Source organism: Bosea sp. ANAM02, from assembly GCF_011764485.1.
GTDB lineage: Bacteria > Pseudomonadota > Alphaproteobacteria > Rhizobiales > Beijerinckiaceae > Allobosea.
In genome coordinates, this window is the sequence record NZ_AP022849.1 from 335,572 (window position 1) to 361,311 (window position 25,740).

The 25,740-nt window shown below is 62.1% G+C and carries 21 protein-coding genes; 10 read left to right on the top strand and 11 right to left on the bottom strand.

Features of this window, described 5'->3' with window-relative positions:
* Positions 1 to 5: 5 nt before the first annotated feature.
* Together OCUBac02_RS25310 and OCUBac02_RS25315 are read left to right on the top strand one after the other, a co-directional pair.
* Positions 6 to 1,460, top strand: coding sequence for a hypothetical protein (locus OCUBac02_RS25310; RefSeq protein WP_173050423.1), 1,455 nt, complete (start codon positions 6 to 8; stop codon positions 1,458 to 1,460).
* An 86-nt stretch (positions 1,461 to 1,546) separates the two neighbouring features.
* A complete protein-coding gene (locus tag OCUBac02_RS25315) occupies positions 1,547 to 5,593 on the top strand; it encodes a bifunctional DNA primase/polymerase (RefSeq protein WP_173050425.1) in 4,047 nt (1,348 codons plus the stop codon).
* Between the two features lie 9 nt (positions 5,594 to 5,602).
* Here the strand turns inward: OCUBac02_RS25315 and OCUBac02_RS25320 are convergent, their stop codons facing one another.
* Positions 5,603 to 5,794, bottom strand: coding sequence for a hypothetical protein (locus OCUBac02_RS25320; protein ID WP_173050427.1), 192 nt, complete (start codon positions 5,792 to 5,794; stop codon positions 5,603 to 5,605).
* A gap of 21 nt (positions 5,795 to 5,815) precedes the next feature.
* On the opposite strand from OCUBac02_RS25320, the gene OCUBac02_RS25325 reads away from it, so the two are divergent.
* The 6 genes from OCUBac02_RS25325 to OCUBac02_RS25350 all read left to right on the top strand — a co-directional run bounded on the left by OCUBac02_RS25325 (position 5,816) and on the right by OCUBac02_RS25350 (position 13,150).
* Entirely contained in the window at positions 5,816 to 6,523 is a 708-nt protein-coding gene (locus OCUBac02_RS25325; protein WP_173050429.1) for an outer membrane protein, read from the top strand.
* 154 nt (positions 6,524 to 6,677) lie between these two features.
* Positions 6,678 to 7,910 (top strand): tyrosine-type recombinase/integrase, encoded by a 1,233-nt coding sequence (locus OCUBac02_RS25330; protein WP_173050431.1) that lies wholly within the window; start codon positions 6,678 to 6,680, stop codon positions 7,908 to 7,910.
* Positions 7,907 to 9,460 (top strand): site-specific integrase, encoded by a 1,554-nt coding sequence (locus tag OCUBac02_RS25335; RefSeq protein WP_173050433.1) that lies wholly within the window; start codon positions 7,907 to 7,909, stop codon positions 9,458 to 9,460. The genes OCUBac02_RS25330 and OCUBac02_RS25335 overlap by 4 nt, the downstream gene beginning before the upstream one ends.
* Complete coding sequence (locus OCUBac02_RS25340) at positions 9,457 to 11,409, top strand: hypothetical protein (RefSeq protein ID WP_173050435.1); 1,953 nt, start codon at positions 9,457 to 9,459, stop codon at positions 11,407 to 11,409. Before OCUBac02_RS25335 ends, OCUBac02_RS25340 begins: the two co-directional genes overlap by 4 nt.
* A 110-nt stretch (positions 11,410 to 11,519) precedes the next feature.
* Positions 11,520 to 12,470: a hypothetical protein gene (locus OCUBac02_RS25345; protein WP_173050436.1), complete on the top strand. Its 951-nt coding sequence runs from the start codon at positions 11,520 to 11,522 to the stop codon at positions 12,468 to 12,470.
* Positions 12,471 to 12,694: 224 nt separating this feature from the next.
* On the top strand, positions 12,695 to 13,150 hold the full coding sequence (locus OCUBac02_RS25350; protein WP_173050438.1) for a hypothetical protein: 456 nt from the start codon (positions 12,695 to 12,697) through the stop codon (positions 13,148 to 13,150).
* Positions 13,151 to 13,222: 72 nt separating this feature from the next.
* On the opposite strand, the gene OCUBac02_RS25355 is transcribed toward OCUBac02_RS25350, so the two are convergent.
* The 5 genes from OCUBac02_RS25355 to OCUBac02_RS25375 all read right to left on the bottom strand — a co-directional run bounded on the left by OCUBac02_RS25355 (position 13,223) and on the right by OCUBac02_RS25375 (position 17,679).
* Positions 13,223 to 13,390, bottom strand: a complete 168-nt coding sequence (locus OCUBac02_RS25355) for a hypothetical protein (RefSeq protein WP_173050440.1) — start codon at positions 13,388 to 13,390, stop codon at positions 13,223 to 13,225.
* A 128-nt stretch (positions 13,391 to 13,518) separates the two neighbouring features.
* The gene (locus tag OCUBac02_RS25360; RefSeq protein WP_173050442.1) at positions 13,519 to 14,553 is read right to left on the bottom strand and encodes a hypothetical protein; all 1,035 of its coding nucleotides are present in this window, start codon (positions 14,551 to 14,553) and stop codon (positions 13,519 to 13,521) included.
* Positions 14,550 to 15,581 (bottom strand): hypothetical protein, encoded by a 1,032-nt coding sequence (locus tag OCUBac02_RS25365; RefSeq protein ID WP_173050443.1) that lies wholly within the window; start codon positions 15,579 to 15,581, stop codon positions 14,550 to 14,552. Before OCUBac02_RS25365 ends, OCUBac02_RS25360 begins: the two co-directional genes overlap by 4 nt.
* Entirely contained in the window at positions 15,578 to 16,606 is a 1,029-nt protein-coding gene (locus tag OCUBac02_RS25370) for a hypothetical protein (protein ID WP_173050445.1), read from the bottom strand. Before OCUBac02_RS25370 ends, OCUBac02_RS25365 begins: the two co-directional genes overlap by 4 nt.
* Positions 16,603 to 17,679 (bottom strand): hypothetical protein, encoded by a 1,077-nt coding sequence (locus tag OCUBac02_RS25375; RefSeq protein ID WP_173050447.1) that lies wholly within the window; start codon positions 17,677 to 17,679, stop codon positions 16,603 to 16,605. The genes OCUBac02_RS25370 and OCUBac02_RS25375 overlap by 4 nt, the downstream gene beginning before the upstream one ends.
* Positions 17,680 to 17,783: 104 nt before the next feature.
* Here OCUBac02_RS25375 and OCUBac02_RS25380 point away from each other — a divergent pair, with 104 nt between their 5' ends.
* Positions 17,784 to 18,467 (top strand): J domain-containing protein, encoded by a 684-nt coding sequence (locus tag OCUBac02_RS25380; RefSeq protein WP_244639292.1) that lies wholly within the window; start codon positions 17,784 to 17,786, stop codon positions 18,465 to 18,467.
* Here the strand turns inward: OCUBac02_RS25380 and OCUBac02_RS25385 are convergent.
* The 5 genes from OCUBac02_RS25385 to OCUBac02_RS25405 all read right to left on the bottom strand — a co-directional run bounded on the left by OCUBac02_RS25385 (position 18,464) and on the right by OCUBac02_RS25405 (position 23,303).
* Positions 18,464 to 20,062 (bottom strand): pentapeptide repeat-containing protein, encoded by a 1,599-nt coding sequence (locus OCUBac02_RS25385; RefSeq protein ID WP_173050449.1) that lies wholly within the window; start codon positions 20,060 to 20,062, stop codon positions 18,464 to 18,466. The two genes, OCUBac02_RS25380 and OCUBac02_RS25385, sit on opposite strands and share 4 nt — an antisense overlap.
* 69 nt (positions 20,063 to 20,131) lie before the next feature.
* On the bottom strand, positions 20,132 to 20,476 hold the full coding sequence (locus OCUBac02_RS25390; RefSeq protein WP_173050451.1) for a hypothetical protein: 345 nt from the start codon (positions 20,474 to 20,476) through the stop codon (positions 20,132 to 20,134).
* Entirely contained in the window at positions 20,473 to 21,381 is a 909-nt protein-coding gene (locus tag OCUBac02_RS25395; protein WP_173050452.1) for a L,D-transpeptidase family protein, read from the bottom strand. The genes OCUBac02_RS25390 and OCUBac02_RS25395 overlap by 4 nt, the downstream gene beginning before the upstream one ends.
* 25 nt (positions 21,382 to 21,406) lie before the next feature.
* Complete coding sequence (locus OCUBac02_RS25400) at positions 21,407 to 22,312, bottom strand: hypothetical protein (RefSeq protein ID WP_173050454.1); 906 nt, start codon at positions 22,310 to 22,312, stop codon at positions 21,407 to 21,409.
* A 241-nt stretch (positions 22,313 to 22,553) separates the two neighbouring features.
* Positions 22,554 to 23,303 carry a Ros/MucR family transcriptional regulator gene (locus OCUBac02_RS25405; protein ID WP_173050456.1) on the bottom strand — a complete coding sequence of 250 codons (750 nt, stop codon included), beginning with the start codon at positions 23,301 to 23,303 and terminating at the stop codon, positions 22,554 to 22,556.
* A 576-nt stretch (positions 23,304 to 23,879) separates the two neighbouring features.
* On the opposite strand from OCUBac02_RS25405, the gene OCUBac02_RS25410 reads away from it, so the two are divergent.
* Entirely contained in the window at positions 23,880 to 25,739 is a 1,860-nt protein-coding gene (locus OCUBac02_RS25410) for a RecQ family ATP-dependent DNA helicase (protein WP_173050458.1), read from the top strand.
* Position 25,740: the final 1 nt, after the last annotated feature.

The window sequence follows — 25,740 nt, forward strand, 5'->3', positions numbered from 1 at the left end:
GCCAGATGCAGCCGGGGGATATCTTCGACGTCGAGGCCATGGCAAACGCGGTTTCTGCGGTGCATGCCGGTTTTAGCAAGTTCCAGGGCAAGGCCGTTCGTGGGTCAGGCCCTCTGGGACTGGCGTCGCGCGTCGAGAAGCTTCTCGGCAGGGTGCAGAACGCGGTTCGCGTCGGCGTCGCTGACGCAGTTCGCCTCGCTCCCGCCGATCGCCGTGCGTTGGCTGACCACGAGCTCTACCTCTTCGCCGCTTTCGGGCCATTTCAGGATGACCGCTCTCGCGCTATCGTCCGGAAGCTGTTCCCGCCCGCCCCTCCGCCGCCGTGGTTCCGACTTCCGGAGCCGGCCCGCTACGCTGCCGTGTCCGCTTACGGCAAGGGAATTGCTCTCGCTCGTGCATCGACGGCGCGGGTCGAGCAGCTGAAACACAAGGTCGGTGCCGGCACTGATGCGGCGCGCCTCGCCGCGGGCGTCGTCCCGAGCGTCGTCACCGAGGCCCTGCGGAGCGACGCGCGCCGGGTGCGCATCCTCGCATCGGTTGCCGTGCTGCAGGCGGGTGAAGCCGCCAAGGGCTTGGCTATGAGCATGATCGCGCATGCAGAGAACGCCGCTTCCCGTTTGGCTGTGAAGCTAGCCCCCCTCGGCAAGTTCATCTCCCCGGGAGCCGTGTTCGACGTTGGCGACGCGGGAGGGAAGCTTTTCCCGCGCGCGCTGCGCACCATCGCGATCGCGACCGGCGCAACCGCAGCCTTCACGGTCGCGATGGCCGGAAATGCGCATTCTGAGTTCGGCCGGCCGGTCATCACCGGTGAGATCTCGGCGGCACAGGTCGACGCTTTCTGGGGCGGCATCGCTCGCCAGTCTGCTCCGCAGCTCAGCGTCCCGGCTGGCTCGGCGGCTCCCGTTCCGAGCGCTGCAAACCGGCAGGCGCAGCTTTCTCCCGGAGGCGGCCTGCCGCCTGCGATGCCCTCGGTCGCGCCGCGCGCCGATGCGTCGATCCCCTCTCCCGCATTCGGTCGTGCGCCTGCCGTTGCTACCCAGCAGGGCGATCCGCTCTATCCGGGCTACGCCCCGACGGCTGCGTTTATCCGCTTTGCGGTCGCCACTGCCGGCGTCAACACGCAGGACCACGACGGTGCCGATCGCGCCATCGGCCAGATGATCCAACGGGGGATGGCGTGCATGAGCTCGGCGGCTTCCGGTGGTCGCTGCTCGGCAGAATACGCCGGCGTGTCGATGGATTTCGCGACCGGCCGCTTCACCGCGACGCTGGCCCCCATCAAGGGCGTATCTTTCAAGGCTCGGCCGGTAGCCACGGAGACGCCTGATGGCATTCGCGTCACAGATCAGGACGCGCTCAACATCGTTTTGGCCGAGCGCGAATCGAACGAGGCGAAGCGCCACCTCAACATGCCGGATGAAGACGACAATCCAGAGGATAAGGTCGCCCCGACGCGTTGACCCTCGCATACCCGGGTCCTACGAATTGCAAAGGATCGTTCAGTCGGTCCTTTGATCCGTTCTTTTTGTCAGGGTGTTGGCGTCGAATGCAGGACGCTTCGCAAGCTCGTGGTGGGCCAGTGTCCGCTGAGCAAGGTCGAGAGCTTAAGTATGGTCTGAACGAGACCTACTTCAGCCCGTTCGGCCCTCAACTCGCCGCGCGTGGTTGGTCGGTATTTCCGCAGGAGCGCGGCGAGCGGCGCCGTAGCGCGATCATCGACGGCGAAGCCCTGAAATGGCGCCCCTTCCAATTCGTCGCCCCCGAGGTCGCCGAGGTTGAGCGCTGGGCTAACCAGGTTCCTCACCACAACGTCGCTGTCATCTTCGGCAAGGCCTCCGGAAACACGTTCGCGCTCGACGTCGACGTTCTCGATGATCGCCTTGTTTGGAAGATCGAGGAGATCGCGGACCGCATCCTGGGTCGCTCGCCCTTCCGCCGTATCGGACGTGCGCCGAAGATCCTGCTGGTCTATCGCCTGGAAGAAGGCGTCGAGATGAAGAACCGGTCGTTCCGGTTCGCGCTTGCCGACAAAGGCCCGGATGGCGAGTTGCAGCGCTCGGAAGATCAGATCGAATTCCTCGGTCAGGGCAAGCCCGCGACGTTCTACGGGCTGCACCATAAAACTGGACGCTATTTCGACTGGATTGCCACGCATCCGATCATGCGTGGCCCTGAAAGCGCGCCGTTGGTCACGCTCGAAATGGTCGATGCCTTCCTGGAGGAAGTGCAAACCATTCGTCCGTTCTTCCGTTCGGCTTCGAATGCGACGCCGTTGGAATGGACCTACGACAGCTCCAGCAATCTGATTAAGCCTCGCATTTCGGATTTCGGGGAAAATTGGTCGACCGACGGCATCGGGCGCGTCACCGACGGCCGAGAAACCTATCTCTACACGCTTGCTCGCCGCGCTGTTCAGATGAACGCCGGTGCTGCCACGGACGAGACTGGCGCAGGCCTCAATCGCCTCAAAGGCATGGTCGTCGAGCAGTTCAAGGCCCATGCGAGCCTCGAAGGCCGCTGGACCGAGGACTACCTGAACCGAGAGGTCAATGAGAAGGTCGACCGAGCCGCGCGCATGTTACGCGACGGTGACCTTAAGCCGCTTTCGATGCGCGTGGACGCCCAGGGGCAAGTCGTGCCGCCTCAGGTCCGGAGCAAAGCCCCGGAGCGCGAGGTTGTCGGCGAACATGACAGCCTCTCGTTCATTCCCCGCAGCACAGGGACGGCCATCACAGACCGCCGCCACGTCGCCGCGCAGATCCAGACGCCCGAAGATCGCGCTCGTGAGGAACGGGCGCTCATCCCGGATCGCTCCGAGATCGCGGTAAAGGTCCAAAGCGACATCGCACGTTCGCTGGATGCCTTCTTCGCGCAGGTCTACGACACTGACGAGGATCGGGATAACCCGATTCGGGTTCTGGCTGCGCCCACCGGTGCCGGTAAGACGACGGCCACTATCCGCTACATCGCTACCGACGAGCGCACCTACGCATGGGATGCCGATCCCGAGGGTTCGCCGGGACCGATCCTGTTCCTGTTGCCTACCTATCACAACATCGAGGAGCTGCGGACTAGAGCGAACGTCCTCAATCTGGACGCCAACCTCAGCGATGAGGATCTGGCCGCACAGGCCGTCGAGAAGGGCCTGATTCCCGAGGACGAAATCGAAGCGCGTATCGCGGATCTCCGTCGCGATGCCGCGTCGGCGTCGCTGCGGACGATGACCTACAAGGGCAAGCTCGCTGCAGGCTGTCAGATGCAGGAAAAGCTCCAGCTCCTGATGTCCGCTGGCATCGGCTCGGCCGGCCTCTGCAAGGCGACCGTCACCGACGAGTACGGGGAGAAGGAGGACAAATACTGCGTCCACTACTCCACCTGCCCGGCAATCCAGCAGCGGCGGGAGATTGCCCGCTCGCATGTGGTGTTCCTGCCGCACGCCTTCTTCACGCTTTCCATCCCTGAGGAGCTCAAGAAGGTGCGCGCCGTCATCGCCGACGAGCGGATTTTCCATCTCTTCGTGCACACGACGACCCTGAGCTATGAGACCCTGAAGAGCCCTCGCCGCCCGCCGCGCCTCACCAAGAAGGAGCGCGAGGCTGGGATGTCGGCCGACGAAATTTTGCTCGATCGAGAGCGCGCCGCGGAAATCGCTGCCGCGGCTCTCCAGCGGCAAGCTTGCCCCGCGCGTGCCCTTTTCGACTTCAGCAACAAGATGGGCGACACAGTGACGACCGGAGCCATGCTTGTGGCCTCGGCCCTGCGTGTCTGCGGAAACGCCATGACGACGAGTTCGGCTGTCACGCCGGACACGCCGCTCGACGATCTCAGGGAGCTCTGCAACACGCCGACGGGAACGGAGGTGCGTGAGGAGTACCGGTTCTGGAAGATTGTCGAAGAGCGCATAGCGCTCCTCGATCAGGACAAAGCGCACGTTCCCCTTTCCGAGCAGACAGGTCTGCCTTACCGCCGGCGTGCCAAAGGCGATCGCGAAATCCGCATTCAGTTCCTGTTCCAGGACACCGAATCGAACGTGAAGAGCGAGAAGGTGCGTCTCTCCTGGCGCTCGGCGCCGAATTGGGTCAACGCCCCGATCTTGCTGCTGGATGCCTCTGCCTCGCGCGAGATCATCGGCAAAGTCTTCGGAGAGCGCGAGGTCATCGTCGACGAGGTCGAGGCGCCTTTGAACGTCCGCACCGTCGTGGCCGTCGATAGCACCTATTCGAACGTCTCGATCGTCGCCGGCCGGAACAAGACCTGGGAAGAGAAAACCTATGCCGGCAAGCGCAAGGAGAACCTGCGCCGCGTTCTGAGCAACCTCTCGGGCCTTTATGGCTACGGGCGCGTCGTGTTCGGAGCGAGTGTCGTCGTTCGTCGGGCGATCAATACCGCCTGGGACTCGCCTTCAAACGTCGACTACTGCCATTTCGGCGCGATGCGCGGCCTCGACTTCGCCAAGCATCATGCGGCGGCCGTCTCGGTCGGTCGTATGGAGGTTCCCATCCACACGATCGACGGCGTCGTCGCAGCTCTCACCTTCGACGACGATACGCCCGAGGATCCGTTCGACAAGCGTGGTGACGGCTGCGGCTTCGATGGCGGGCCGCTTCGCATCCCCGTGGAAAACCAGGTTCTGCGGATGCGCAGCGGCCACGACGCCCTGGTGCCGGTCCCGATGTATCCGGGGACCTGGGCCCGGATCGTCCAGCGCCAGTACCGCGAGGAAGAGCTGAAGCAGTTCGTCGGACGTCTGCGGCCTGTCTATCGGCATGGCGAGGCGCCGGTGTGGTTCGCGATCTCCAAGGTGGTCCCGGATAACGTCATCGTCGATGACCTCATCAACCTCGACGACCTCGTCTATCGGAATACTCGCTTCATCAAGGTGTTCGAAGCGGTGCGCCGCTGTGACGGTGTCCTTCACGCCGATCTCGCGATTGCGACAATGCCTGAGTATCGCGACCGCAAGGCTGTCATTACGGACATGAAGTCCTTCGGTTTCGGTCATGACGACGGCGCTTGCGGCATGACCCAGCGCTGGACCTGGGGCTTTACACCCGTGAAGGTCCGTGGACCCGACCAGAGCATTTCCTACGCCTTTGTCCGTACCGACCTCAGAGACCCCGAACAGCGCGTCAGGGCGGCTCTGGAGCGCATTCTGGATTGGAATGAGGCTGACTTCGACCTGGAGGTTGGCGAGCCTGTGCGGCCTCGTGTGGTCGGCACTGCGCGCGAAGCCGATTGGGTCGACGATCAGATTGGCACCAGGGACAGAAGGCGCCTCGAGGAAGCGATCATCACCCAGCGTGCCGCGGAGACGGCTCTCCGGATCAACCTGCCCTCCGAGATGATGGATTACGGAAACAAGCCGTTTGCCGTATCCCCGACCTTCCGCATCGCTCGCGAAGCCGATGAAGCGCACACCCGCGTCAATCAGAGCGAGGCGAGCTCGGTCATCTCAACGGATCTCATGTGGGATCGCCTCCTCGGCGTGGACGAGGATCTCCTTGGATCGCCTGTCATCTCGATCGGCGAGGATTACTCTGACCTCGGCGCCGGCACCTGGGACGAGGATGAGCAGGCGGGCCAGGCCGCCTGAACCGCAGCATCAATCCTTCCATGGGCATCGAGATTCTTTTTGCCCATCCACCGATTCATTGCTTGCGGACATTGTCACGTCGAGCCGCATGCGGTGATGTTGATAGGCGACTTGAGCGACCATCAATCCTTCAGATAGGTGGGCAATCAAGGACTGAGCATAAGGATTGACTGCTCGTTCTTTTGAGCGATTGTCGATCAAGTCCAAACCCGGAGACACACAGTGAAGACCCTTCGTTCGTTCCTCCTCGCCGGCGCCGCTCTGATGGCCGCCGGCTCCGCCTTCGCCGCCGACCTGCCCATCGCCGGCAACCTCGCCCCGGCTCCCGTGTCCGTTGCCTCGCCGATCCGCTCCACCGCTGTGGACTGGACCGGCTTCTCGGTCGGCGCGCAGGGTGGTTTCGGCTGGAGCCGCTTCGAAGGCGGTCCGTTCCTGCAGACTGCCTGGAGCCTCGCGCCGCTGCGCAAGCCCGACGCTGACGGCGGCTTCGGCGGCATCAACCTGCAGGCCTACTACCAGTTCCCGACCAACATCGTGATCGGCGCCGCCCTCGAAGCCAACTTCGCCGGCATCGAGAAGACGCACACCAACGGCTTCGGCGATACCACGAAGTCCAAGGTCGATCGCTTTGGCTTCCTCAGCGCCAAGCTCGGCTATGCCTACGAGAGCTTCCTGCCGTACATCCAGGCCGGTGTCGCGTATGAGCGCCAGGAGACCGCCACCCAGATCGCCGGCTTCGTCGCCTCGGGCAAGCAGGACCAGTGGGGCTACACGATCGGTGCCGGCGTCGACTATCTGCTGACCCCGAACGTCGTGCTCGGCATCGGCTACCGCTATGCGGACTTCGGCAAGAAGTCGAACGCCCGCCTCGGCGACAGCTTCGGCAACGAGCTGCATCTCATCCAGGCGTCGGCGGGTTACAAGTTCTAAAAATGGATAAGCGAAGAGTGTAAGCTCATACTCGCTAAACCATTGTAATCGCTCATGAAAGGTCGCCTTGGTGGCGGCCTTTTTTGCAAGCGGACACGGGTTGTTAAGTTGGATAACGTAGGTTTGTAAGGTGATTCGGCCTAGGAGGCTGAAGTTGCAGACAAATCCTTACGGCTATCGTGTAAAGAGGATTGTCTTCCCGAGTTCGGGGGAGCGGTTCGTCGTCGTCGAGGGACCGCCTGACGGCATCGCCCTCGAAGCACCTTCTCTCTACACTTCGATGTGTCTGCGCGAAGCAGGCCTCTCACCGAACTCGATGGCGCAGCATCTCAGTGCGATCGTGCTGCTGCTAGAATGGTCAGCGAGCCGAGTGCCTGCCATTGATGTCGAAGAGAGGCTCCAATCGGTCAGCCTCCTCTCAGGCGATGAAGTCCTCGACCTGCGGCGCTTTCTTCGCCAGAATCGAAATCTCGGTCGGCTGACTGATCCCGACAAGCGCAAGGCAAGCCGGCCGACTGTGCGGCATGGTCACTATTATTTCCGCTGCCATGCTGTGCGCGATTACATCGCCTGGCACGCGCAACGCAGCATCGACCGGATAATTAACCGTGATGTCGAGCGCCTTCGTGAAGCCCGTTTCCGACTCGATGAATTCTGCCGGCGCATGACCAACGATCTGCCGTCGCCGCGCCACCGGCAGCGCGAAGGCGTCGATGAGTCAATTCAGCGTTGTTTCCTGGAAGCAATCCGGCCTGGGAGTCCGACGAACCCATTTAAGCCGGCCTATCAAGTCAGAAACTATGCCTTGCTCCTGCTTTATCATGAGCACGGTTTGCGGCGGGCCGATGCCCTCAAAATCAAGGGTGAGGATCTCCACCTTCACGGCGCCGAGCCAACCTTAGACATCATCGTCAGGCATGATGAGAAACAGGATCCTCGTCGTAGCGAGCCGCGGCATAAAACCTTCGGACGGACTCTCGCTCTCGGACCGGAATTGGTTGCGGCCCTCGAGGACTGGATTCTGCGCGAGCGCCCCAAGATCCCGAACGCGAAGCGCTCGCCCTATGTCTTTCTGGCGCGATCCGGGATGCCGCTGTCCTCGGCAACGGTGAACGACATGTTCGATCTGCTCCGCAACCGTGTGGCTGGTCTTCCCGCTGACTTCACCGCTCACGTCACGCGCCACAATGCCAACGATCGCCTCTCCAGCGTGGCAAAAGAGCTTGGCTGGACCGAAGGCGAGGAGCAACGCAATCGCAATTACCAGTTCGGCTGGTCCAAGACGTCACGACAGGGCGATCGCTATCGCAGTCGAAGCACCCGCGAAGCGGCGGCCAAAGCTGCGTTACGGATGCAAGATGCAAGCACTGGTGAGGCGGACAGATGACCGCCCGAGCTCCCCGCCGCGCCGGAGACGCTATAAGCCAGGGGATCGTGATCGATGCTGCTGGTTTGCCGATCGATTGCTCCGGAATGATTTGGCGGCTCAACAGCGCTGCTGGTGCCAAACTGGTGGACTGGGCACAATGGCACGGTCGGTCTGAGCTCATACTGCGAGGCACCGTCCAATTTCTAAGACACATGGTGGAAACGCAAAGCGCCTCTTCGGTGAGGAATGCGTTCAAAAGCCTCCGCCTTCTGCATCAATCGAAATCGTTCATTGAGGCAGATAGGCGGGATGCAGAGCTGCCTTTTGCCATATTCTCGGAGTTGCGCGAACTCCTGGGCCACCAAGCTTGGCGTCTGCACTATGTGCGTCAGTGGTACGGCTGGTGCGCCAATTTCGGTTACCCCTGTTTCTCGATGGATATCGCATTCGAAGCCGACCAACTTCGGATCGGTGGCAACCGCAAAGGCCACGCAGTGCTGTCGGCAGACCCCGAAGAGGGGCCACTGTCAGACCTGGAACTTGCCGCTCTCCTGACAAATCTGCGGGCGGCGAAGGGCACCGACAGGCTTTCCGTGGGCCAACAGGCGGCACTCTGGCTGTGCGTTGCTCTCGGCCCCAACCCGATGCAGATGGCCCTGCTGGCTGAGGACGATGTCGTGCGACACCTCGATGGCGACGCAATCGCCTTCGTTCATCTGCAGGTGCCGCGGATGAAAAAACGCGACACCGAGGTTCGGGGCTCGTTTCGGACGCGGCAGCTCAATCAGGAAATCTCGGATGTCCTTCTGGATCTGATCGATCACGACCGCGATAAAGCTTTGGGCGACGGGGACTCCGCTCCGCGCAGTCGACCGATCTTCAAGCGAAAATCACTCCGACGGGATCTCGTTGGCGGCCCGCTCGATCGCTACGCGTGGCACTTGTCGGCAGGCGAGTTCAGCGATCTTGTACAAGAGGCCGTGGCTGCCCTTGGCGTTCTGTCGCCTCGAACAGGCCGGCCAATGAGCGTGACGACCAGGCGCCTGCGCTACACCTTTGCAACCCGCCTGGTCCGCGAAGGTGTTGGCAAGCTTGAGGTCGCCGACCTGCTTGATCATACCGATACGCAGAACGTACAGGTCTATTTTGATATCAAGTCCGACATCGTCGAGCATCTCGACAAGGCGGTCGCCTTGGCGCTCGCCCCATTGGCGCAGGCCTTCATGGGCACGCTGGTCTCCGGTCCCACGCAGGCGGTCCGGGGCGACGATCCGCGCAGCAACGTCGCTGTCGTAGGCGGATCTCCGACCAAGCTGGAAGGGCTGGGGAGCTGCGGATCGTACGGCTTCTGCGGCCTGCTGGCGCCGATCGCCTGCTACACCTGCCGGTCCTTCCAACCCTGGATAGACGCGCCGCACCATCTCGTTCTCGATGAGCTTCTCAGCGAGCGGGAGCGTCGGGAAAAGGCGGGTTTGGACGGCCGTATGGTGTCGATGATGGACAACACCATTTGTGCCGTAGCCGAAGTCATCACCCGGATCGACGCCCATAAGGGAGCAGCCATATGAGCGTCGAGCAACTTCCTTCAGCGCGACTCCGCGATGCTCAGGCGAATCTCGCGGCGTTCATTGCAAGAGGGAAAAGCTCTACAGCCTTTGGACCGGTAGACTGGGACGCCCCCATCTGGCGAGATCCCATCGTCAAGCAGAGAACCGCATCTGAAGGTCATCGACGCTACGCCTTCTATTTCTTGACCGGGGCAGGAGGGAAGCGGGGCGCTGGCTCTCAGGAGCCCATGAAGCAGCCGTTCTCCGATTTCGTCAAAGCAGCAATCAGGTTGCATGACGACACCAGCCCAAAGATGTGGACGCGCCATGCGAACACGATTTCAGTTTGCCGGTACCTGCACGATGAGTTGGCTGAGGTGGATTTCGACCCCTGCAGGGCGCTGCCAAGGCATTTTACTGCGGCAGCGAAGGCAATTGCCGCCACGTCCAAGCCGGGCGGCGCTCACCAGGGAGGAGTCGCGCTCGCTCGTGTTGCGAGCTGGATGGATAAGGCCGGGATCGGGCGTGTGCGGCTCGGCTGGAAAAACACCAACCGGCGTGTTGGTTCCGATGATCGAATAACGGCTGACGCCGCATTGGCCCGGGAAAACAAGATGCCCAGCGAAGCAGCGCTGGCTGCTCTGCCGGCCATTTCTCGCCAACTTTCGGATCCCCGAGACATTCTCCGGATGAAGGTCATCGAGCTGCTTATTTGTGGCGGATGGCGCATCAATGAGGTTTTGCAGCTTCCTTGGAACTGTGAGGTCTCTGAAGCAGCAGTCGTCAACGGCAACCCCACGTCCCGCTACGGAATCCGATATTTCGGATCCAAGGGCTATGGGTGGACGATAAAATGGATCGCGACGCCGATGATCGACGTGGCCAAGCGCGCAGTCGCCGAGGTCAAAGAGCTAACGAAGGACGCACGGTCTGATGCCTTGTGGATGCATCAGAACCCTGGGCGTCACCCGCAATTTCAAGCCATGGATCCCGACCAATTTCTGTCCAGTGAGGAGGTGCGGCCGATTCTGAATGTGTCCTCTGCGGACAACGCTCGCGAGTGGATGAGAAATCATCGCGTCCCGACCGTTCGTGGAGGGCGGGATGGCGCATACAACCAAGTATGGGTCCGAGCGAGGGACCTTGAAGAGGCTCTGTTACGAGAAAGTAGAGTCAGAAACCCCCCAGGCGTGTTGCAACCCCATGAGTGGCTATTTCTAGTCCGTACGAATGGCTTGAGCGGAACCAAATTTGATCGTGCTGGCTCGTCCGAATTGTTGAAATCGGCCGCGATTAGAGAGTTCATTTCCGGTCAGGAAGGACGCCCGGCCGTATTCGAACGCTTCGGCGCCACAGAACCCGACGGCAAGCCCATTCGGATGCGATCGCACCAGTTTCGGCATTGGCTGAACACGCTCGCACAGGAGGGCGGCATGAGCCAGGAGCTCGTTGCACGTTGGTCTGGGCGGAAAGATCCTCAGCAGAACGCTGTCTATGACCATGTCAGTGGCGCGAAGCTATCCGAGAAAGTGAGAGCCCTTGCTGAGGCCGGTGAGGTGGTCGGCCAGATCGCGCGTGTTCGCGAGAGCCTCCCGCTTGCCGATCGCGAGGCATTCATGAAGGCGCAAGTGCCCACCTCGCATGTGACGGAGATTGGCATCTGCATCCACGACTGGAGCTTGGTGCCTTGCGCGATTCACGGCCAATGCGCTGACTGCGCCGAGCATCTGATCGATAAGGGCAACGAGAAACAGCGCGTGGAAGCGGAACGCCAGGCGGCCGCGGTCGAGGCGTTGTTCCAGCAAGCCAGCGAAGAAGATACGGCCGGAACCTATGGTGCATCTCGATGGGCCGATGCCCATAGACGTCGCTTGGCCGGCTTGAAAGGGGTCCTGGCGGTGCATGCCGATCCGACGATCGCCGACGGAACCCTTGTTCATCTGGGCGTGTCTTCGGCCGCTTCGGAATAGGCGCCTGCGTTGTAACCCATTTCCGATTTGGGGCATAACGCGGCGCTAGTTCGATACTTTGCAAGTTTCCACCATTTGATGTATAATCTCACAAATTGGTGGAAACGTGCATGTCTCGCAACCTTACCGCTGCACAGCGACACATGCTGTCCGACGCTGAGGCGATCTGGGCACAGCAACTGCCCTCTTTGAGATTGGCCGCGAGTTCGGCTGGCGGGATGCAGTGGAAGCAGGCCAAAGGCCGCGATTATTTGATCAGACACTGGAACGATCGCGTCAGCGGCAAGAAGCGGTCGGTTTCGCTCGGTGTGCGAACCCCGAAGACCGAAAGGCTCTATGCAGCGTTCTTGTCCGACCGCCGCCAAGCCGACGAGGCTACATCGGCAATCGAAGCCGAGTTGTCGGACTTTCGAGAGATGGCGAAGGCGTTGCGCCTTCCCCGGTTGCCATCGGTGGTGACGGACGTCATGCGCTGGTTCGCGATCGCCGGGATAGACCGTGAACTGGCCATCTGTAGCCACCATGTCCTCTTCGCCTACGGCGCCAATGGCGGCGTCCAGTTCGACGCCAGTCGAGGTGATCTCGGGGCTCTCGAACTGCTCGTGGTTGGACACGACCTGGACGGAATGCAAGACGGCCTGGCCGAAGCGGTCTTCAGCGCAGCGCGTGGCGCACGATATGAACATGACCGCTTCATCGTCGAGCGGGCGGCCGGGGACGTTGCCATTATTCCGCGTTCAATCAACCAGGTATTGTTCCATTTGCGATCCGCTCAAAGGTGGGATGAGCGTCGCGAAGAGGTTCTGCGGGAAGCGTTCGAGCTCGACCCGATCCTATCTGTGTGCATTGGCGACGACGGCGGGCCGACACCGATGACGGCGGTCCACCCGAAAGCATTGCTCTGCCTCGCCATCTCCCTCGACAATGATCCGGCCCTGACTGAGGAACTCGGCGAGTTCGCGCTGGATCAGCAAATCCCCTTCGACGCACACGAGTTCGAAGCGTTTCCCGAACTTGGACTCCTTATAGGGGATCCTTCCGAGGAATCTCCCCGATTCTAGGCATGTGCACGTCATCGCTCGCCTGACCTCGAATTCCCCTTCGATCAACAGGGCCACCAAGGATCGGTGAAGAACTGATGCCGCGATCCATTCGATGGACTGCATCAACCAAAGAATCAGCTTACGCAGTGAACGGATTGAGGAATCCGTCCATGCAACGAAAGCCTATGGCCGGAAAATCTGGGCGGTCGAAGCCTGCGCCGCGATCAGCCGCGCGCCGAGCAATGACGCCGATCGATATCGAGCGCATTCGAGAGCTCGTTCGAGCGTGGCCATCGGAGCCATTTACTTGGCAGCTCGTCTGCGAACGTGTTGTGCGTGAGATCCAAAAGGCCGGCGCTTCCGGCAAGCGGTGGGGCAGCGACGCCTCGGGTTGGTCTCGCCAAGCCCTTTCCGGTCATCCGCAGATCAAGGAGGCATACGACACCAGGAAAGACGAGCTGCGAAAGGAGCGGGAACGCGGCAAGAAGAACCCGTTCCGGAACCGGGATCCGGAAATCGTCGTCCTACGTCGGGATAGAGATGGGCTTCGCATCAAGATCGCCGAGCTGGAGGCGAAGCTCTCTGCGTACGAAGAGCGATTTCAGACGGTACTTTACAATCAGGCGCTCGGTGCAACGGACGCAAACGAGCTCCTCCGCCCGCTGCTGCCGAAAATCGATCGACTAGGTCGCGACTGAGGTGCGCGGACTCGCGCGCGCATCCTCGACCTGGAATCGTCACTGCTAGGGGCTCAAATGACCCAGGAGTGCTCACAAGAATGGCCCGGCTACAGCGCTATTGATGGCGCGCCGGGCCATTCCTGTGCTCACCCCTTGATTGCCGAGCCCTTCATAAGACGGAAATTGCCGATATGGGGTTTCTTCGTCCAGAACGTCTTCAAATTTCAATGCATTGAGTGCTTCAGTGGCAAAACTCATCCATCTCTACCGTTCTGAATCGGTCGACCTCTGGTCGTTTGACGAAAGGGCCCGCAGCGAAAGCTGCGGGCCCTTTCCGTTTCTAAGGCCTTGCGTGGTCGTTTGAGGCGCCAGTGACGCCAGTCGGTCTAGAAGCCCGGTAGCAGCGGAAGCGGCTCATGGCGGATTCCGCTCAGCGCTTCCATGCGCTCAATGCGCCAGCGGAACTCCTCGGCTCGCTTTCCCCCGCAAGCTTCGTATGCGTCGAAGCAGGCCCGAAGCACGTTGATGTCTTCTTCCACGAGCGCGTGATCATCACCGCGCGAACGAGAGATTGCCTCGATACGATTGCGCAGTCTGTCATAGGAGCGCGCATAATCGACGTCGCCATAGGGGAGGAAGGCCGCCGAGGCTTCCCGGAACCGCCACATCAGGTCATGACGACAATTGCGCTCGTAGGCGAGGCCGCACAGCGTCGGATTGATCACTTCCAGATGCATGGCCGCGTCATGCACACGCGGGTCTGGCTTCGTACACTTGGCCCGCAGCTGGGCGACAATCTCCTCGGCCGCGCGCAGCGCCTGGTCGCGCTCCAGGACGCCAAAGATATTGAAGAAGCTGCCCTTGTGCCGGTGAGGCAGTATGGGGTCGATCCGACCCAGCGAGTCGCGGCCTGTGACGATGAAAACCGGAAGGCTTGTCGCGACCCAGAGCTCGTCGTCGAGGATCAAAAGATTGTCGCGCACAAATGCCTGGACGGCGTCCCGGGCCTGCCGCTGTTCGTTCTGAATAGCCGCCGACGGACGCGCAGGGACGCGCGCCTTTGCAGCCTTCGGGTTCTTGAGCTCTGCGATGAGTTCGTCGCGATCTAGGAACGTGTCGGAAAGGTCGAGATCGCCGCCTCGTGTGAGCCTGACGTTCTGGCTCGTATTCGTGCCGTCCACCTTGACCGCGCTCCGGACCGGCTCATAAGCCCGTCCATCTCCGCCGTAGACGCGCACAGGGACGCCGTCGGCCGGCTTCGGCCCGCTCACGATACCTCCGCGCCAGCGAAGCGCGAGTGGCGCCTCTCGATCTTCCGCTTCCCGGATCGGAAGTTCGATTTCGTCGCGATAGACCCGCGTGACGTGGCGCGAGCCTTCCTGGCGATGGACGGAGAAGGCGAAGGGGAGGATCTGTCTCATTGGATGAGGCCGTCGAAACTGAGATCGGCGAGCTCGTCATGGGCCCGCAAGGTGTAGTCGCGCGCGATGATAGACCGTGCCCGCTCGATCACCGGCTTCATCAATTGCGGACTGGCCGCGTTGGTGAGGCGCTCCAGACGCTTCAGGAGCTCAGACGACGAAACTTCTTCCTTCCTGCCATCGCGAATGCTCAGCCACGCCAGGGTCGTCTCCAGGCTCTCCCTGCCAAGGTTGGCGGGATCCATCCCGGTCGTGGGACCTACCAGGATGCGCCTGACGACATCGGCGATGTCGGCGTTCAGGGGATGGTCGACTTCGGGCAACAAATCCGGCCGCAGGATCTCCGGTTGCGAGGTCTCCCACACGACAGCACCCTCGCCGGCTACGACCAGGAGCTTCTCGATATCACCGAGCTCATAACTGTCGACGTTGCACGCGCCGTCACGATGCCTTGTCGCTATTTTCCGGTTCTTGTCGAACGTCAGGAGGGGCGCCTCGACGACCGTGTAGGGTATGCCGTCAATCAGCCTGAAGCCCCGCATCAGACGTTGGATCCCGGCCTTGGCTTTCGTCTCTTCGGCGAGGTCGTATTCAGCTGCGTCGAGCTCGCGCTGAGTGATGCCCTTGTGCTCATGGGCGTACATCAGGGCACCGTTGATCACCCGCGGCCCGCCGGCCTCCAGCATGGCAATGAGACGCTTCGCGTCTACCAAGTGGGGCTTGCTGCGATCATTGTTCTCTTCGGTCTCCAGCTGCCGAACCGCGCCATCGACGAGCGGAACGGGACCGGGGGTCCGATAGGTGCCTTCGATCAGCGGCTGGTACAGGCGGCCCTCGTGAGCTCGGATCGCCACCTGCAGGTTGGGTGTTCCTCCTGGAGGGCTGAACCAGCAAACAATCGGTGCCTCATCGCTGGAAATTTCATCCAGCCGAACAGGGGTCGAACTCCGGAATTCGGCTTCCGACCAATTCCTCGCGCGTTTGGGTTTGTATCGCCCCTTGAATGAGACGCTGGCCTCGATGATCACAGGGCGAGCCCTTCGAGGGTTCGCTCGGCCGCTAGCGCATCGAAACGCTCAACGCTCCTGTCGAACTCTTCTGCTCGCTCCGCGCCTTCGCTGGTGAGTAGACCACGGACGCGCGCGAGGAGATCACTATCGGAGCGCAGACCAGGATCCTCGCGACGGGAGCGACGCTGGCGGACCTCATCGAACAGATAAGCGGACTCGATCGAGCCCTTTGGGAGGTGGCGCGCCAACGAAGTCTCCGCCTCCCGCAGCGCGTGGGCCAGAACGAAGGGAAGCGCATCGAAGTGCGCGAGATCAGGATCGACAATTTCGACAGGAGCGGGCTCAGCCGGCTCCTTGATTTTGAAGCGTCGCGCGACGGCGTCCGCCTCCTTCAGGGCGAGATCCCGTTCGGTTGCTGAAAAGGCCCGCGTCCAGTCCTTCACGCGTCCCCCGCCGGACGGTTCCAGCTTCAGCTGCGCGGCCGGCTTGCGCGTTTGTGTGTCGTAACCCGTCTCAATCACATAGACAGGTAGCGACGACTTCAAATGGATGGAGCCATCGACAAAGAGAACAGAGGTCCTGAACCACTCCGTCAACCTCTCGATTTCCCATTCACGCTCGCTCCGGCGGACGGCGTTCGGGTTCGGCGGGCCCGGCCGTTTCACCTCGGCCGCCTTCGTCAGCGCTTGCGGGATTCCCGACATCCGCGTGACCAGGTTCTGGAAAGGGAGTTCAGACGGCTTCGCGAGATCGTCGGCCGTCACGGGCAGCCGAAGATGCACTCCGGCTGCCATGTCCCATTCCTGCCGCTTGATGGGCTCGAATGCATGACCGTTGCGGACGCGAACGTCCGTGAGCTGATCATCACCGTAGTAGGGCCAGCTGCCGGCCCACCGCAACGCGATCGGGGCCTGATCCGCGCTCACCGAAGGCACCTTGAAGGTCATGACCTCGCGATACGAGCGAACCTCATGCTTGCCACTGCTGCTGGTGACATGCGCGTCGTAGACGACGGCGACCATGATTTCGACGGTCTTTTTCATGGGGTGGCACCCTTGGGCGTATACGAGGCTTCCCACCGCTTCACGAACGCCGTCGCTTCTGCGTAGAAGCTGTGAAGCGTGCCGTGAGGCTCCGAGGCCTCGGCAAGTTCGCCGATCGCCTCAGCGATCGCATCGATGTCGCGTGCGGCATAAGCATCGCGGACCTTCATGAAGGCGATGATCACCTCCACCGGGTAACCCGAAACCCGAGGCGATCCATACGGCCGCCATCCGCTGCTGTCTGTCTGGGAGAGCTTTGCAACGATCTGGGCAGCCAGGCTCAGAGCCGCCGGCTTCAGCGGCTGGCGAAGGTCAATGAGATCAGGGCGAACGATCTCTGGAGGAAGGGCGGAAACGCGATACCCCTTGCCGCGGAATGAGACCAGATAAGCCTTGGCATCGTCGAACTGATCGATTTGCCGGATCTGCGCCGCATTCTCGTGCCAGGCCTCGTAGCCATAGGCGAATTCGAGGTCTCCATACGGGCCGGAACCGATCTTGATCAGCGGCAGATCGATCGCGCGATGAGCAATTCCGCCGATCAGGCAGATCTTGGCCATTTCGCGCCCGATTTTGGCGAGTTCCTTCGATCGATCGTCGTCCGAAATATCGCGGATCGTCGGGTCGCTCTCGCTCTTGGCGCCGAGCAAGGCACCGCTGATCAGTCGAGTCGTGCCCGGGCCGCCGAGATTGTGCAGGCCCGCTCGCTGCAGGTGAGCCTTCAGCCCGTCGCCAGTGACCAGGCGGGGTCGGCTGAGCAACTTGCCGCTGTGGTTCGCGCGCTTGGCTCTCCCCATACTGCGGGCGCAGACAACGTCGTCCGCCGGCTCTTCTAGGCGGATTCCGTCGTCCTGGAGGATCGGCTGCCAAAGGATACCGTCAGCTGCCCGCAGCGCGGTCTGGTGAGACATCTGCAGATCACCAGGTGTCCACCAGAGGGCGATCGGCGCATCGCCCGGCTGAATCTCGCGCACCAGCACATCAGAACTGGCAGTCAGCGTGAGGCGCGTGCTGTTGCGAGCACGGCCTTCCTTGGCATTCGCCGCGTAAGTGAACGGAATCGAGATCAACATGCCGGATTTTATGGGCCAGGGCTCGCAATCCACAAGGGTGGGTCGACATCACCGCGCATCCGAAGGACCATGATGCAAGACCTTCCGAATCCAGAATTACGTCCTTGAACGCGCCCGACCTCTTCAACCCTCTCGAAGGCCTCCAGTTAGCCGGTCAGCGACTGTTCGACCTGTGGAAGCAGGTCGAGGCGTTTCTGTCCGGCCCCGAGGGCGTCCGGTGGTTCGTGCTGCTGCTGGGTCTGTGGACTTTCAGTGAGCTCACCACTCGTTTGATGCGACGCCGGCGCGAGAGGCAGCGCCGCTTGCGGGCCGAGGAGGCTCACCGCCAGGCGCTCGACTTGATGTCCCGTGCGATGCTCGGGTACCGAGTCGCCATCTTCGTCCAGACATTCACGCTCGGCGAGGCGTTTCGCTTCGTCTTCGAGCTGGAGGGGGAAGGCATCGTCGCGCGCTGCGAGGGGGTCTACCCGGATCCCTTGATCGCCGTCTCAATCGCAGCGGAGGCATTCCATCGCGACCTGGACGCCGCCGCGCGGGCGCGACGCAACTCGTCGTCGAGAAGGCGGAGACAAGGGAGGCAGAGGCCCGGTCAGGAGCAGCGTGAGGATACAGGATGCTGGGCCGTTCTCGGTCTCAGGCGCAGCGCATCGCTGAGCGACGTGAAGGAGGCTTACGCGCGTCTCGCCCGGAAGCACCATCCAGACCGAGGCGGCAGCACCAGCATGATGGCCTCGATCAACAATGCTCGCGACGAGGCACTCAAGGAACTCTCGGCAGGTGCCGCCTAGAAGCGCGGAGCCAGGGTGAGCTCCGGCTCCGCCGCCTCGGCTGCGACCGCCTCCACACCACTCCGGAAATGCCGTTCCGCCCCGTCCGGCCCGATCAGAGCAGCTCCATGGGGGTTGTCGATCCGCCGATCCCCCGGTCGCAGGACGATGATCGAACCATCACCGCCCGCGCGGAAGTCATGATCTCCGGGCACATTGAGCGTGATGTGGTGATCGGCGAGCAGCGCTCGCGCGAAGCAGGTGGTCATTGCGATCTGTCGATCGGGAAGGTCCAGGTCGCCGGTCTTCGCGACGAGATCGCCGCCACTATCATAATCTGCGGTCGCGACAACCTTTCCACGGGCCGTCCAGATCATGCTCGCCCCGCCATCCTGGCGAAGGCGCACAATCGACGGTGCGTCGATGGATTCTCCTTGCCGAATGACGATGATATCGGCCTCTCGCTTGTGTCGCTTGCGACTGGCGCTGACGGCTTCGAGCGCCATGGCGAGATGTCGGCGGTCCGCGAAGATCAGCGCGCCCTTGCCAAGCACAATACCGCGAAACCAACCCGATGCCCCACCATCTCGTGCTTGCTGCCTGGTGGCCGCGAGGCCTTCCTTGAGAGAGCGAAGGCTGGCGCCGCGGACAGCAGCGACCGTCAGGTGTGCGAGGTTGACGCCATGCCGCCAAGCCTCGTCGAAGCTCCGGCGGACGATCGAATGCGTGTCACTGATCCGCTCTTCAACGAAATCGCGAACCTTCTCGGCCACGCCTTCCTTGGCCGCAAGGAGTGCGCTCGATGCCAGAACGGTGATGACACCAGCGCCAATCGCGCCTGCGTATGCTTCCGCGCCATGAGGGAGGTGGACGTGATGCGGCAGCGAGTGGCTGGCGAAAGCGACGGGTGTCGTCGCGCAGAGCCATGCTGTGAGGTGAGACGCGCGACTCCACCTATGGTCGCGCTGGAAGGCCGGCGTGCCGGTCTCGTCCATCATCGCCTTCGCATAATGCCCTTGAATCACCATTGCTCCCGCAGTGCGGTCCGGCTGTTGCTCGGGGGAGAGCCTGGTCGACGCGCGAAGGTCCGCCTCCGCGAGATCTGGATTGATCAGCTTCGCCGAGGTGAACATTGTGTCGCGAAGCCGCGCCCGCTTGAATGAGGTGCGCCTGCCGGAGCTGTACGCGAAGGATGCGCGCGAGAGCCCCGCGTCGTCGAAGATCGCGCCATCGAGCTGAGCTCCGTCGAATTCGGAGAAGGCGAGCCGAGCCCCATCGAAACGAGTTGCTCCCTTTTCCGTCCGGCCGAGGATGACATTGTGGAAGCGCGCCCGCTCGGCATTCATGCCCTGGCACAGGGCTCCCTTGAGACAGGCGCCGGCGAACGACCCATATCTTATCGAGGAGCCTCGCAGATCGGCGTCTTCCAGATCAGCCCCGTCGAAGTCGGCTCCATCCAGGTTGAGTCCGGCGAGATCCCGGTTGGCGAGATCAGCCCCTGCAAGGGACCTCCCCTCTCGAACGATACCCTCGACGAACGCCTTGAGCGTCGGCGCCGTACCTTCGACCAGAACCTGGCCGGAGCGGGTGAGTATCTTCTGCGGCTTGGCCTTCACGAGTCGTCCGAATCCTTGTTTCTGTCTCCCGGAAATTCACCATGGAGGCCTGAAAGTCGGAACGGCTGTTCAGCCTCGCGCGGCTGCGTAGATCTTCCACGCCACCGCCCGCGCACCAGCAAGCGCAAGGAAGGCGAAGCCGGCCGAGAAGACGTAGGCAGCCCAGGCGAACGACCACCAGACAAGGCGATCTTTCAGGCCCGCGGCCGCTATGACGCGGCGCCCGTATTCCAGGCTTAGCTGAGGCCAGCCGCCGGCATTGGTCATGTAGGCTGCTCCATGGTTCCAGAGCTTCAGAGCGACGATCGCACAGACGACGGCCAGCAAGGCGTTCAGCCCGAGCGAGCTCGTCTTGAAGAACAAGCGGAAGCCGGTCAAAAGCGCATCGCGCAGTGATTGGATTGTCGGGTTCATTCGACCTCGAATTCCTCGTAAGCCGGAGCTGATTGCTCCGATCGGGACGTGGTGACGCCGTCGCCGGCGCAGCGGCCGACCTGACGGTCCTTGCGGTAGATGTCGTCGTAGTACTGGACCACGCCGGATGCGTCGGGCCAGGCCGTGAAATAGGTCGTGACGACTCGAACTGGTGGCGCCCGACGATCAGTCCGATCTCCGGAACGCTGCAGCCGCGAGATCTCGCCTTCGCTCATTCCGAGAACCCAGCCCGCCAGCTCCATCGCCTTCTCAACGCGGATGCAGCCGTGCGACTGCGCACGGTCATCGTCACCAAAGGCTTCATCGTCATTTGTGGAATGGAGATAGACCGACCCGCCGGCCGCCAAGCCGATCTTGACCACCCCGAGCGCATTATTCCGGCTCGGCTGCTGGATGAAGCTGGTGGGGCGAAGACCGCGCTCTGCAGCCTCGCTCGGTGACATCGAGCGGCCGCCGGCGACGACCCTGAAATCAAGCCGCTCGAAATATCGCGGGTTGCTGGCCAGCTTTTCCCGCCAACGCCTCGCGTTGATGATGCTTTCCGGCACTGTCCATGTCGGATTCAGCCTCACATAGGTCGCGCTCGTGTCCAGGTCTGGCGTGCGCCAGCCCTCGTCGCCGATGACGACCCGGCTTTCCATCACCGTGCGGCCATCCTCATAGGTCGCGAGCTGCTGGGAGGGGATGTCGACTGTGATGGTCTTCCCTGGGCCTGGCGGTCGCAGGCGTGCCAAACGACCAAGCGTCGCCTCGATCGCCGCGGCGCGCCGGCCGCACACCCTGGGAAGCTCTGCGCGCAGCACATCGGCAGTGGTTCCGCTGGCTCGCGCCGATGGCTGGATCAGGAGAGCGCTTGCGCTGAGGAGAAAGGAGCGTCTGTTCATTTTCGTTGCGTGGTTGCCGCCCAGATCAAGCCGGAACAGTAGCCTCGGTTCCGCTCTGTGCCAGGTCCGCCAGACGCCGGCGCAGGATGCGGTTAGCCTTCTCGTCGATGGGGCGAGGCGCTCCGGTTCCGCGGTGGATGATGCGGCTCTGCCAGCGCGTCAGCGTCTCGATGATCTCAGACCATGCCTTTGCCTCATCACCGGGCATTTCGGGGACATTCCCCGCGAGCGACAGCTCAAGAGCCGTAGCCAGAAAGCCAGACTCGGTGCGAAGGAGGACCTCGTCCGACTTGTTACCGACCCCGAGCGAGCGCACGGCCTCGAGGCAGCCGTCGATCTCACCCAGCTTCATATCGTCCGAGTTCGAAATACCCGCGATCTCGCGAACCTCCGCGGTCCGCCGGCCCGCATTCGAAAGGGCAATGACAGCGACCCAGACGACCTGGCCTCGATAGGGTGCAAAGGACAGCGAAAGCTCAGCCTTCCTGGCAGCGCGAGCGAAGCGCTCCGGCTCGACTTTCGATGACCGGCGCAGGATCGCGGAATTCAGGGTAGAAGGTTCGTCGGGGAGGATAGCGCGGTCAGCACCGGCGCCAATGGCTTCGATCTGCCCGGCGATCGCCCTGCGCAAATGAAGCGGCCCCCACGCCTCCCGAAGAACGCCCAGGGCGCTGTCGAGAAGGACCTGAGGCGCAGGATCCCATTCGTCGCCTGGATCGACCGCGAACTCCTCCAGCGAGTTATGGATGATCTCGGCCGCATATGCGGCTTCCATCGCCCGGCGTTTCACCGCATCGTCCGGCAGCCGAATGACGGCACTGTCCGCATTATGCCCAAAGCCGCGGATATCGTTGGCACGATGGTCGAGCAATGCGACCGCGTCAGCGGGTTCCGCCGCTTCAAGCAGCGTCCCGATTGCCACGATCCACAAGGCGAGAAAGATCGGTCCCGCGCTAACGCCCCTGCCCTCCGACGTCCGCATGCCACGATGCAACGCTTCGTGGACAGCCGCTTGCACGGAGGCAGTTAGCTCGTTTGCGGGGGCAGAGAGGTTTGACAAGGCGAATCCACTTCGAGGGGGACACGCCAAAAAAGATCACCCACCGATCCGGTCGCGGCAAGCGAACAAATCGGTGGGCGCAAGGATTGAAGCAACAATCCGTGGACGACGGTCAGGCCGTCGCAGCGACCTTCCTGGCGCGAGGCGACTTGCGCGCACCGCCATCACGGGACTTCGAGTGCTTGCCGAGACCGCTCGCGCGAGCCTGCATCGCCTTCTGCTCGGAATAGGCCGGGCCAGCGTGGGGCAGCTGCTCCTTGCTCAGCTTGAACATGGCGAGGAGCATCGGATAGTCCATGCCATAGCTCACCTCGATATGGCGGCGCAGCATCTTGAAGCGCCCGCCTCCGATCGGATCGACCACGGTCATTCGCTTGTCGGCGATGTGCTGGCCGTCGACGGTTCGCGGCACAGGAGTACCATCCGACCGCGTCGGGATGTTGTGCTCCTTCATGATCTCCATGAACTTCTTGCGCATCGCCGGCGTAGCGGTCGGCCAGACCCGCTCAGCAACGATCTGACCTTCATGGGCGATCACCGGAATGAACGCACGAGAACCTTCAAGAGACTTCATGGCTTCCGGCGCGAGGGCCTTGCTCGGTGCGGCCGGAGCAGTCACTGCCGGCAGCGCAGCGCGAACTGGCGGAGCGATCTCTGGCAGGGCTGCCGGCGCACCGGCGCGCTGGACGAGGCCCGATTGCAAGTCCTGCTTCACGATCCCGGTCATGGTATCGTGAACCTCCTTGATGAACGGGATCAGGTCGTCCTTGGGGATGGCCGTGTTCGGGTTCCGAACCCAACCGCCGACGATCTCGGTGGTCATGGCCGCGATTTCGCTGATTCCGCTGCGATCTGACGCCATATTCGATCTCTCCTTAGCTCTCTCCGTTACAGGCCGACGGGTCCGCACCCGTTCCTTGCCTGTTGCAGATTTAATCCCGCTGCACCTGATACTTCTGGGCGACGAGGATAACCTGCACACTCCCCCTTAAGATAACTGGCCTTCGCGACTTAAAATCCGTGACGGTGACGAGGCATTCCTTCAATTTCAAAGCTCTTAGGACTTTGGGATAGGCCATTTCGTAAGAGAGTGCAATCGGTCCTAACGACATTCCTTGAGGGTGAAAATCGGCATTTCTATGAATGTCTATAGAAATCCCGGGTCGATCTTGTTCCGGTCGGTAACTCGGCTTCCGTGATCCGGTTCCCGGCTGCACAAGGAATTTCTCCTTGCCCGTCCCCGGTTTCCTTCAACGATTGGGACAATATATCTTGCCTCAGGTTAAAGAGTCCTTCCTCCTGTCAGCCGTCTCAGAGGAATTTTCCCGCGAGCGAGAAGTAGGCGGCAACCGCATTTGGCCGCGGTGAACCCCGACACTCCTTGGTGGTATCGGACCGGAATCCTCAAACTCAGGTGGTGTGGATAACAGGATGAGTCGTGTCTGAGCGCACATTTCACGCCGTTGACCTCCCTAAGAAGCGCGCCAGCGTACCTGGCGAGATCCCTCTCGCTGCGCTGACACGTATTTTTGGACACGGATCCTTTCGGGGCGTCCAAAAATCAGCTGTCGATTCCATTCTCGCAGGGGTGGACGTCCTTGGCCTCATGCCTACTGGCGGTGGTAAAAGCCTCTGTTTCCAGATCCCGGCTCTTGTTCTGCCCGGAATGGCCTTGGTGGTGAGCCCGCTGCTCGCTTTGATGCGTGACCAGGTGGATGGACTGCGCCGGAAGGGCGTACGGGCAGCGGCCCTAGCGGGTGAAGACTCTCAGTCGCCCGATGAGCGCCGAGAAATCCTTGGGCTCGCCGCCTCTGGTGGCCTGGATATCCTTTACCTCTCACCCGAACGCCTCGTGACGCCAGGGTTTCAGGGCTTGCTTCGCCAGCTGCAGGTAAGCCTCGTTGCCATCGACGAAGCGCACTGTGTCTGCGAGTGGGGGCGGGACTTTCGACCGGCCTACATGGAGCTCCCGCAGCATCTGGAGGCCATCAGTGCCCCAAGGATCGCGCTGACGGCCTCCGCAACTCCAGCCATGACAGCGGAGATCAAGGAACGTCTTCTCCGCGGAAATGTCCGGGAGCTGCGCATGAGCTTTGATCGCCCGAACATCACGATCAACGCTCGACGGGTGGTTGAGCCTCTCGCCGATCTTGATCGGCTGGTTAAAGAGCGCCCGGTCGCCGGATCCACGATCGTCTACCTGCCAACGCGCCAGGGAACCGAAGAAGCAGCGGCGCTGCTTAGCCCTGACGGCCGTTCGGCAGCCGCCTATCACGCGGGCCTTCCGGACCATGAAAGAAAGCGCGTCCAGGACGCCTTCCTTGCAGGTGAAATACCGACGATCTGCGCAACGACGGCTTTTGGCATGGGTGTCGACCATCCAAATACACGGCGTGTGGTCTATGTCGGTATCCCCGCTTCCATCATCGACTACTACCAGGGCATCGGCCGCGCTGGACGAGACGGCCTGCCGGCAGAGTCCCACCTGCTTTGGAGTGACGCCGATGTCGCGCGGCGTGCCCGCCTTGCGATCACCCTGGAAGGCTCTGCGCGCCGCCGCGAGGTTGGCCGAATGGAGGCCGTCCTCGGCCTGGCTCACACGCCCGGCTGCCGGCGAGCTACGCTCCTTCGTTGCTTCGGCGAGGAAACCCCGGCGCACTGCGGCAACTGCGATCTCTGTATGTCCCCGCCAGCGCGCGTCGAGCGAGGTGATCTCGCTCGCGCCACGATCCGCCTGGCTGGCCGGCTCGGGGAAGACTCCTCGGTCTCGATCCTGAACGAGGCGCTTCTGGCGAGCCCCTCTTCCCGGGTCCGAAGCATGAGGCTCGACAGCCTGCCGGAATATGGCTTCGGCAAGCGTCTGCGCATCCAGGATTGCCGCCCCCTCATTCGTCAGATCGTTGGCCTGGGTTATCTCGAAGTCAGTGAAACCACGGGCGCGGTGCTCCCGACGATCGTTGGCAAGGCGCAGTTGCGTAGCGCCGAGCCGATCCAGCTGGTCGACCATATCAAGGAGGCCATCCGAACGTCTCGTGGCGCCGGCGATCGAAGGGATGTGTACTGGCAGGAGATACTGACCGCTCGCGATGAGTGTGCAAAGCGGCTCTCGACGGATCCCGCCCGGCTTCTCGACGAGAAATCCGCGTTGAAGCTCGTCGCGGCCGTCGATAGTGACGAAGACAGCCGCGTGCTTCTCTCGCGGCTCCCGACAGGGTTAGGGAGCGCGATCGAAGAAGCGCGCCTCCGAAACGCGAAACGGCGGGACATGCCCGCCGCTCTTAGTCTGTCGCTGTTCTGAC

What these genes read in the sequence shown, in the direction of transcription:
- OCUBac02_RS25355 (WP_173050440.1), bottom strand. Translation starts at nt 13,390, where the DNA reads ATGAGTTTTGCCACTGAAGCACTCAATGCATTGAAATTTGAAGACGTT.
- OCUBac02_RS25350 (WP_173050438.1), top strand. Translation starts at nt 12,695, where the DNA reads ATGACGCCGATCGATATCGAGCGCATTCGAGAGCTCGTTCGAGCGTGG.
- OCUBac02_RS25370 (WP_173050445.1), bottom strand. Translation starts at nt 16,606, where the DNA reads ATGAAAAAGACCGTCGAAATCATGGTCGCCGTCGTCTACGACGCGCAT.
- OCUBac02_RS25395 (WP_173050452.1), bottom strand. Translation starts at nt 21,381, where the DNA reads ATGAACAGACGCTCCTTTCTCCTCAGCGCAAGCGCTCTCCTGATCCAG.
- OCUBac02_RS25390 (WP_173050451.1), bottom strand. Translation starts at nt 20,476, where the DNA reads ATGAACCCGACAATCCAATCACTGCGCGATGCGCTTTTGACCGGCTTC.
- OCUBac02_RS25405 (WP_173050456.1), bottom strand. Translation starts at nt 23,303, where the DNA reads ATGGCGTCAGATCGCAGCGGAATCAGCGAAATCGCGGCCATGACCACC.
- OCUBac02_RS25335 (WP_173050433.1), top strand. Translation starts at nt 7,907, where the DNA reads ATGACCGCCCGAGCTCCCCGCCGCGCCGGAGACGCTATAAGCCAGGGG.
- OCUBac02_RS25340 (WP_173050435.1), top strand. Translation starts at nt 9,457, where the DNA reads ATGAGCGTCGAGCAACTTCCTTCAGCGCGACTCCGCGATGCTCAGGCG.
- OCUBac02_RS25345 (WP_173050436.1), top strand. Translation starts at nt 11,520, where the DNA reads ATGTCTCGCAACCTTACCGCTGCACAGCGACACATGCTGTCCGACGCT.
- OCUBac02_RS25375 (WP_173050447.1), bottom strand. Translation starts at nt 17,679, where the DNA reads ATGTTGATCTCGATTCCGTTCACTTACGCGGCGAATGCCAAGGAAGGC.
- OCUBac02_RS25360 (WP_173050442.1), bottom strand. Translation starts at nt 14,553, where the DNA reads ATGAGACAGATCCTCCCCTTCGCCTTCTCCGTCCATCGCCAGGAAGGC.
- OCUBac02_RS25315 (WP_173050425.1), top strand. Translation starts at nt 1,547, where the DNA reads ATGCAGGACGCTTCGCAAGCTCGTGGTGGGCCAGTGTCCGCTGAGCAA.
- OCUBac02_RS25310 (WP_173050423.1), top strand. Translation starts at nt 6, where the DNA reads ATGCAGCCGGGGGATATCTTCGACGTCGAGGCCATGGCAAACGCGGTT.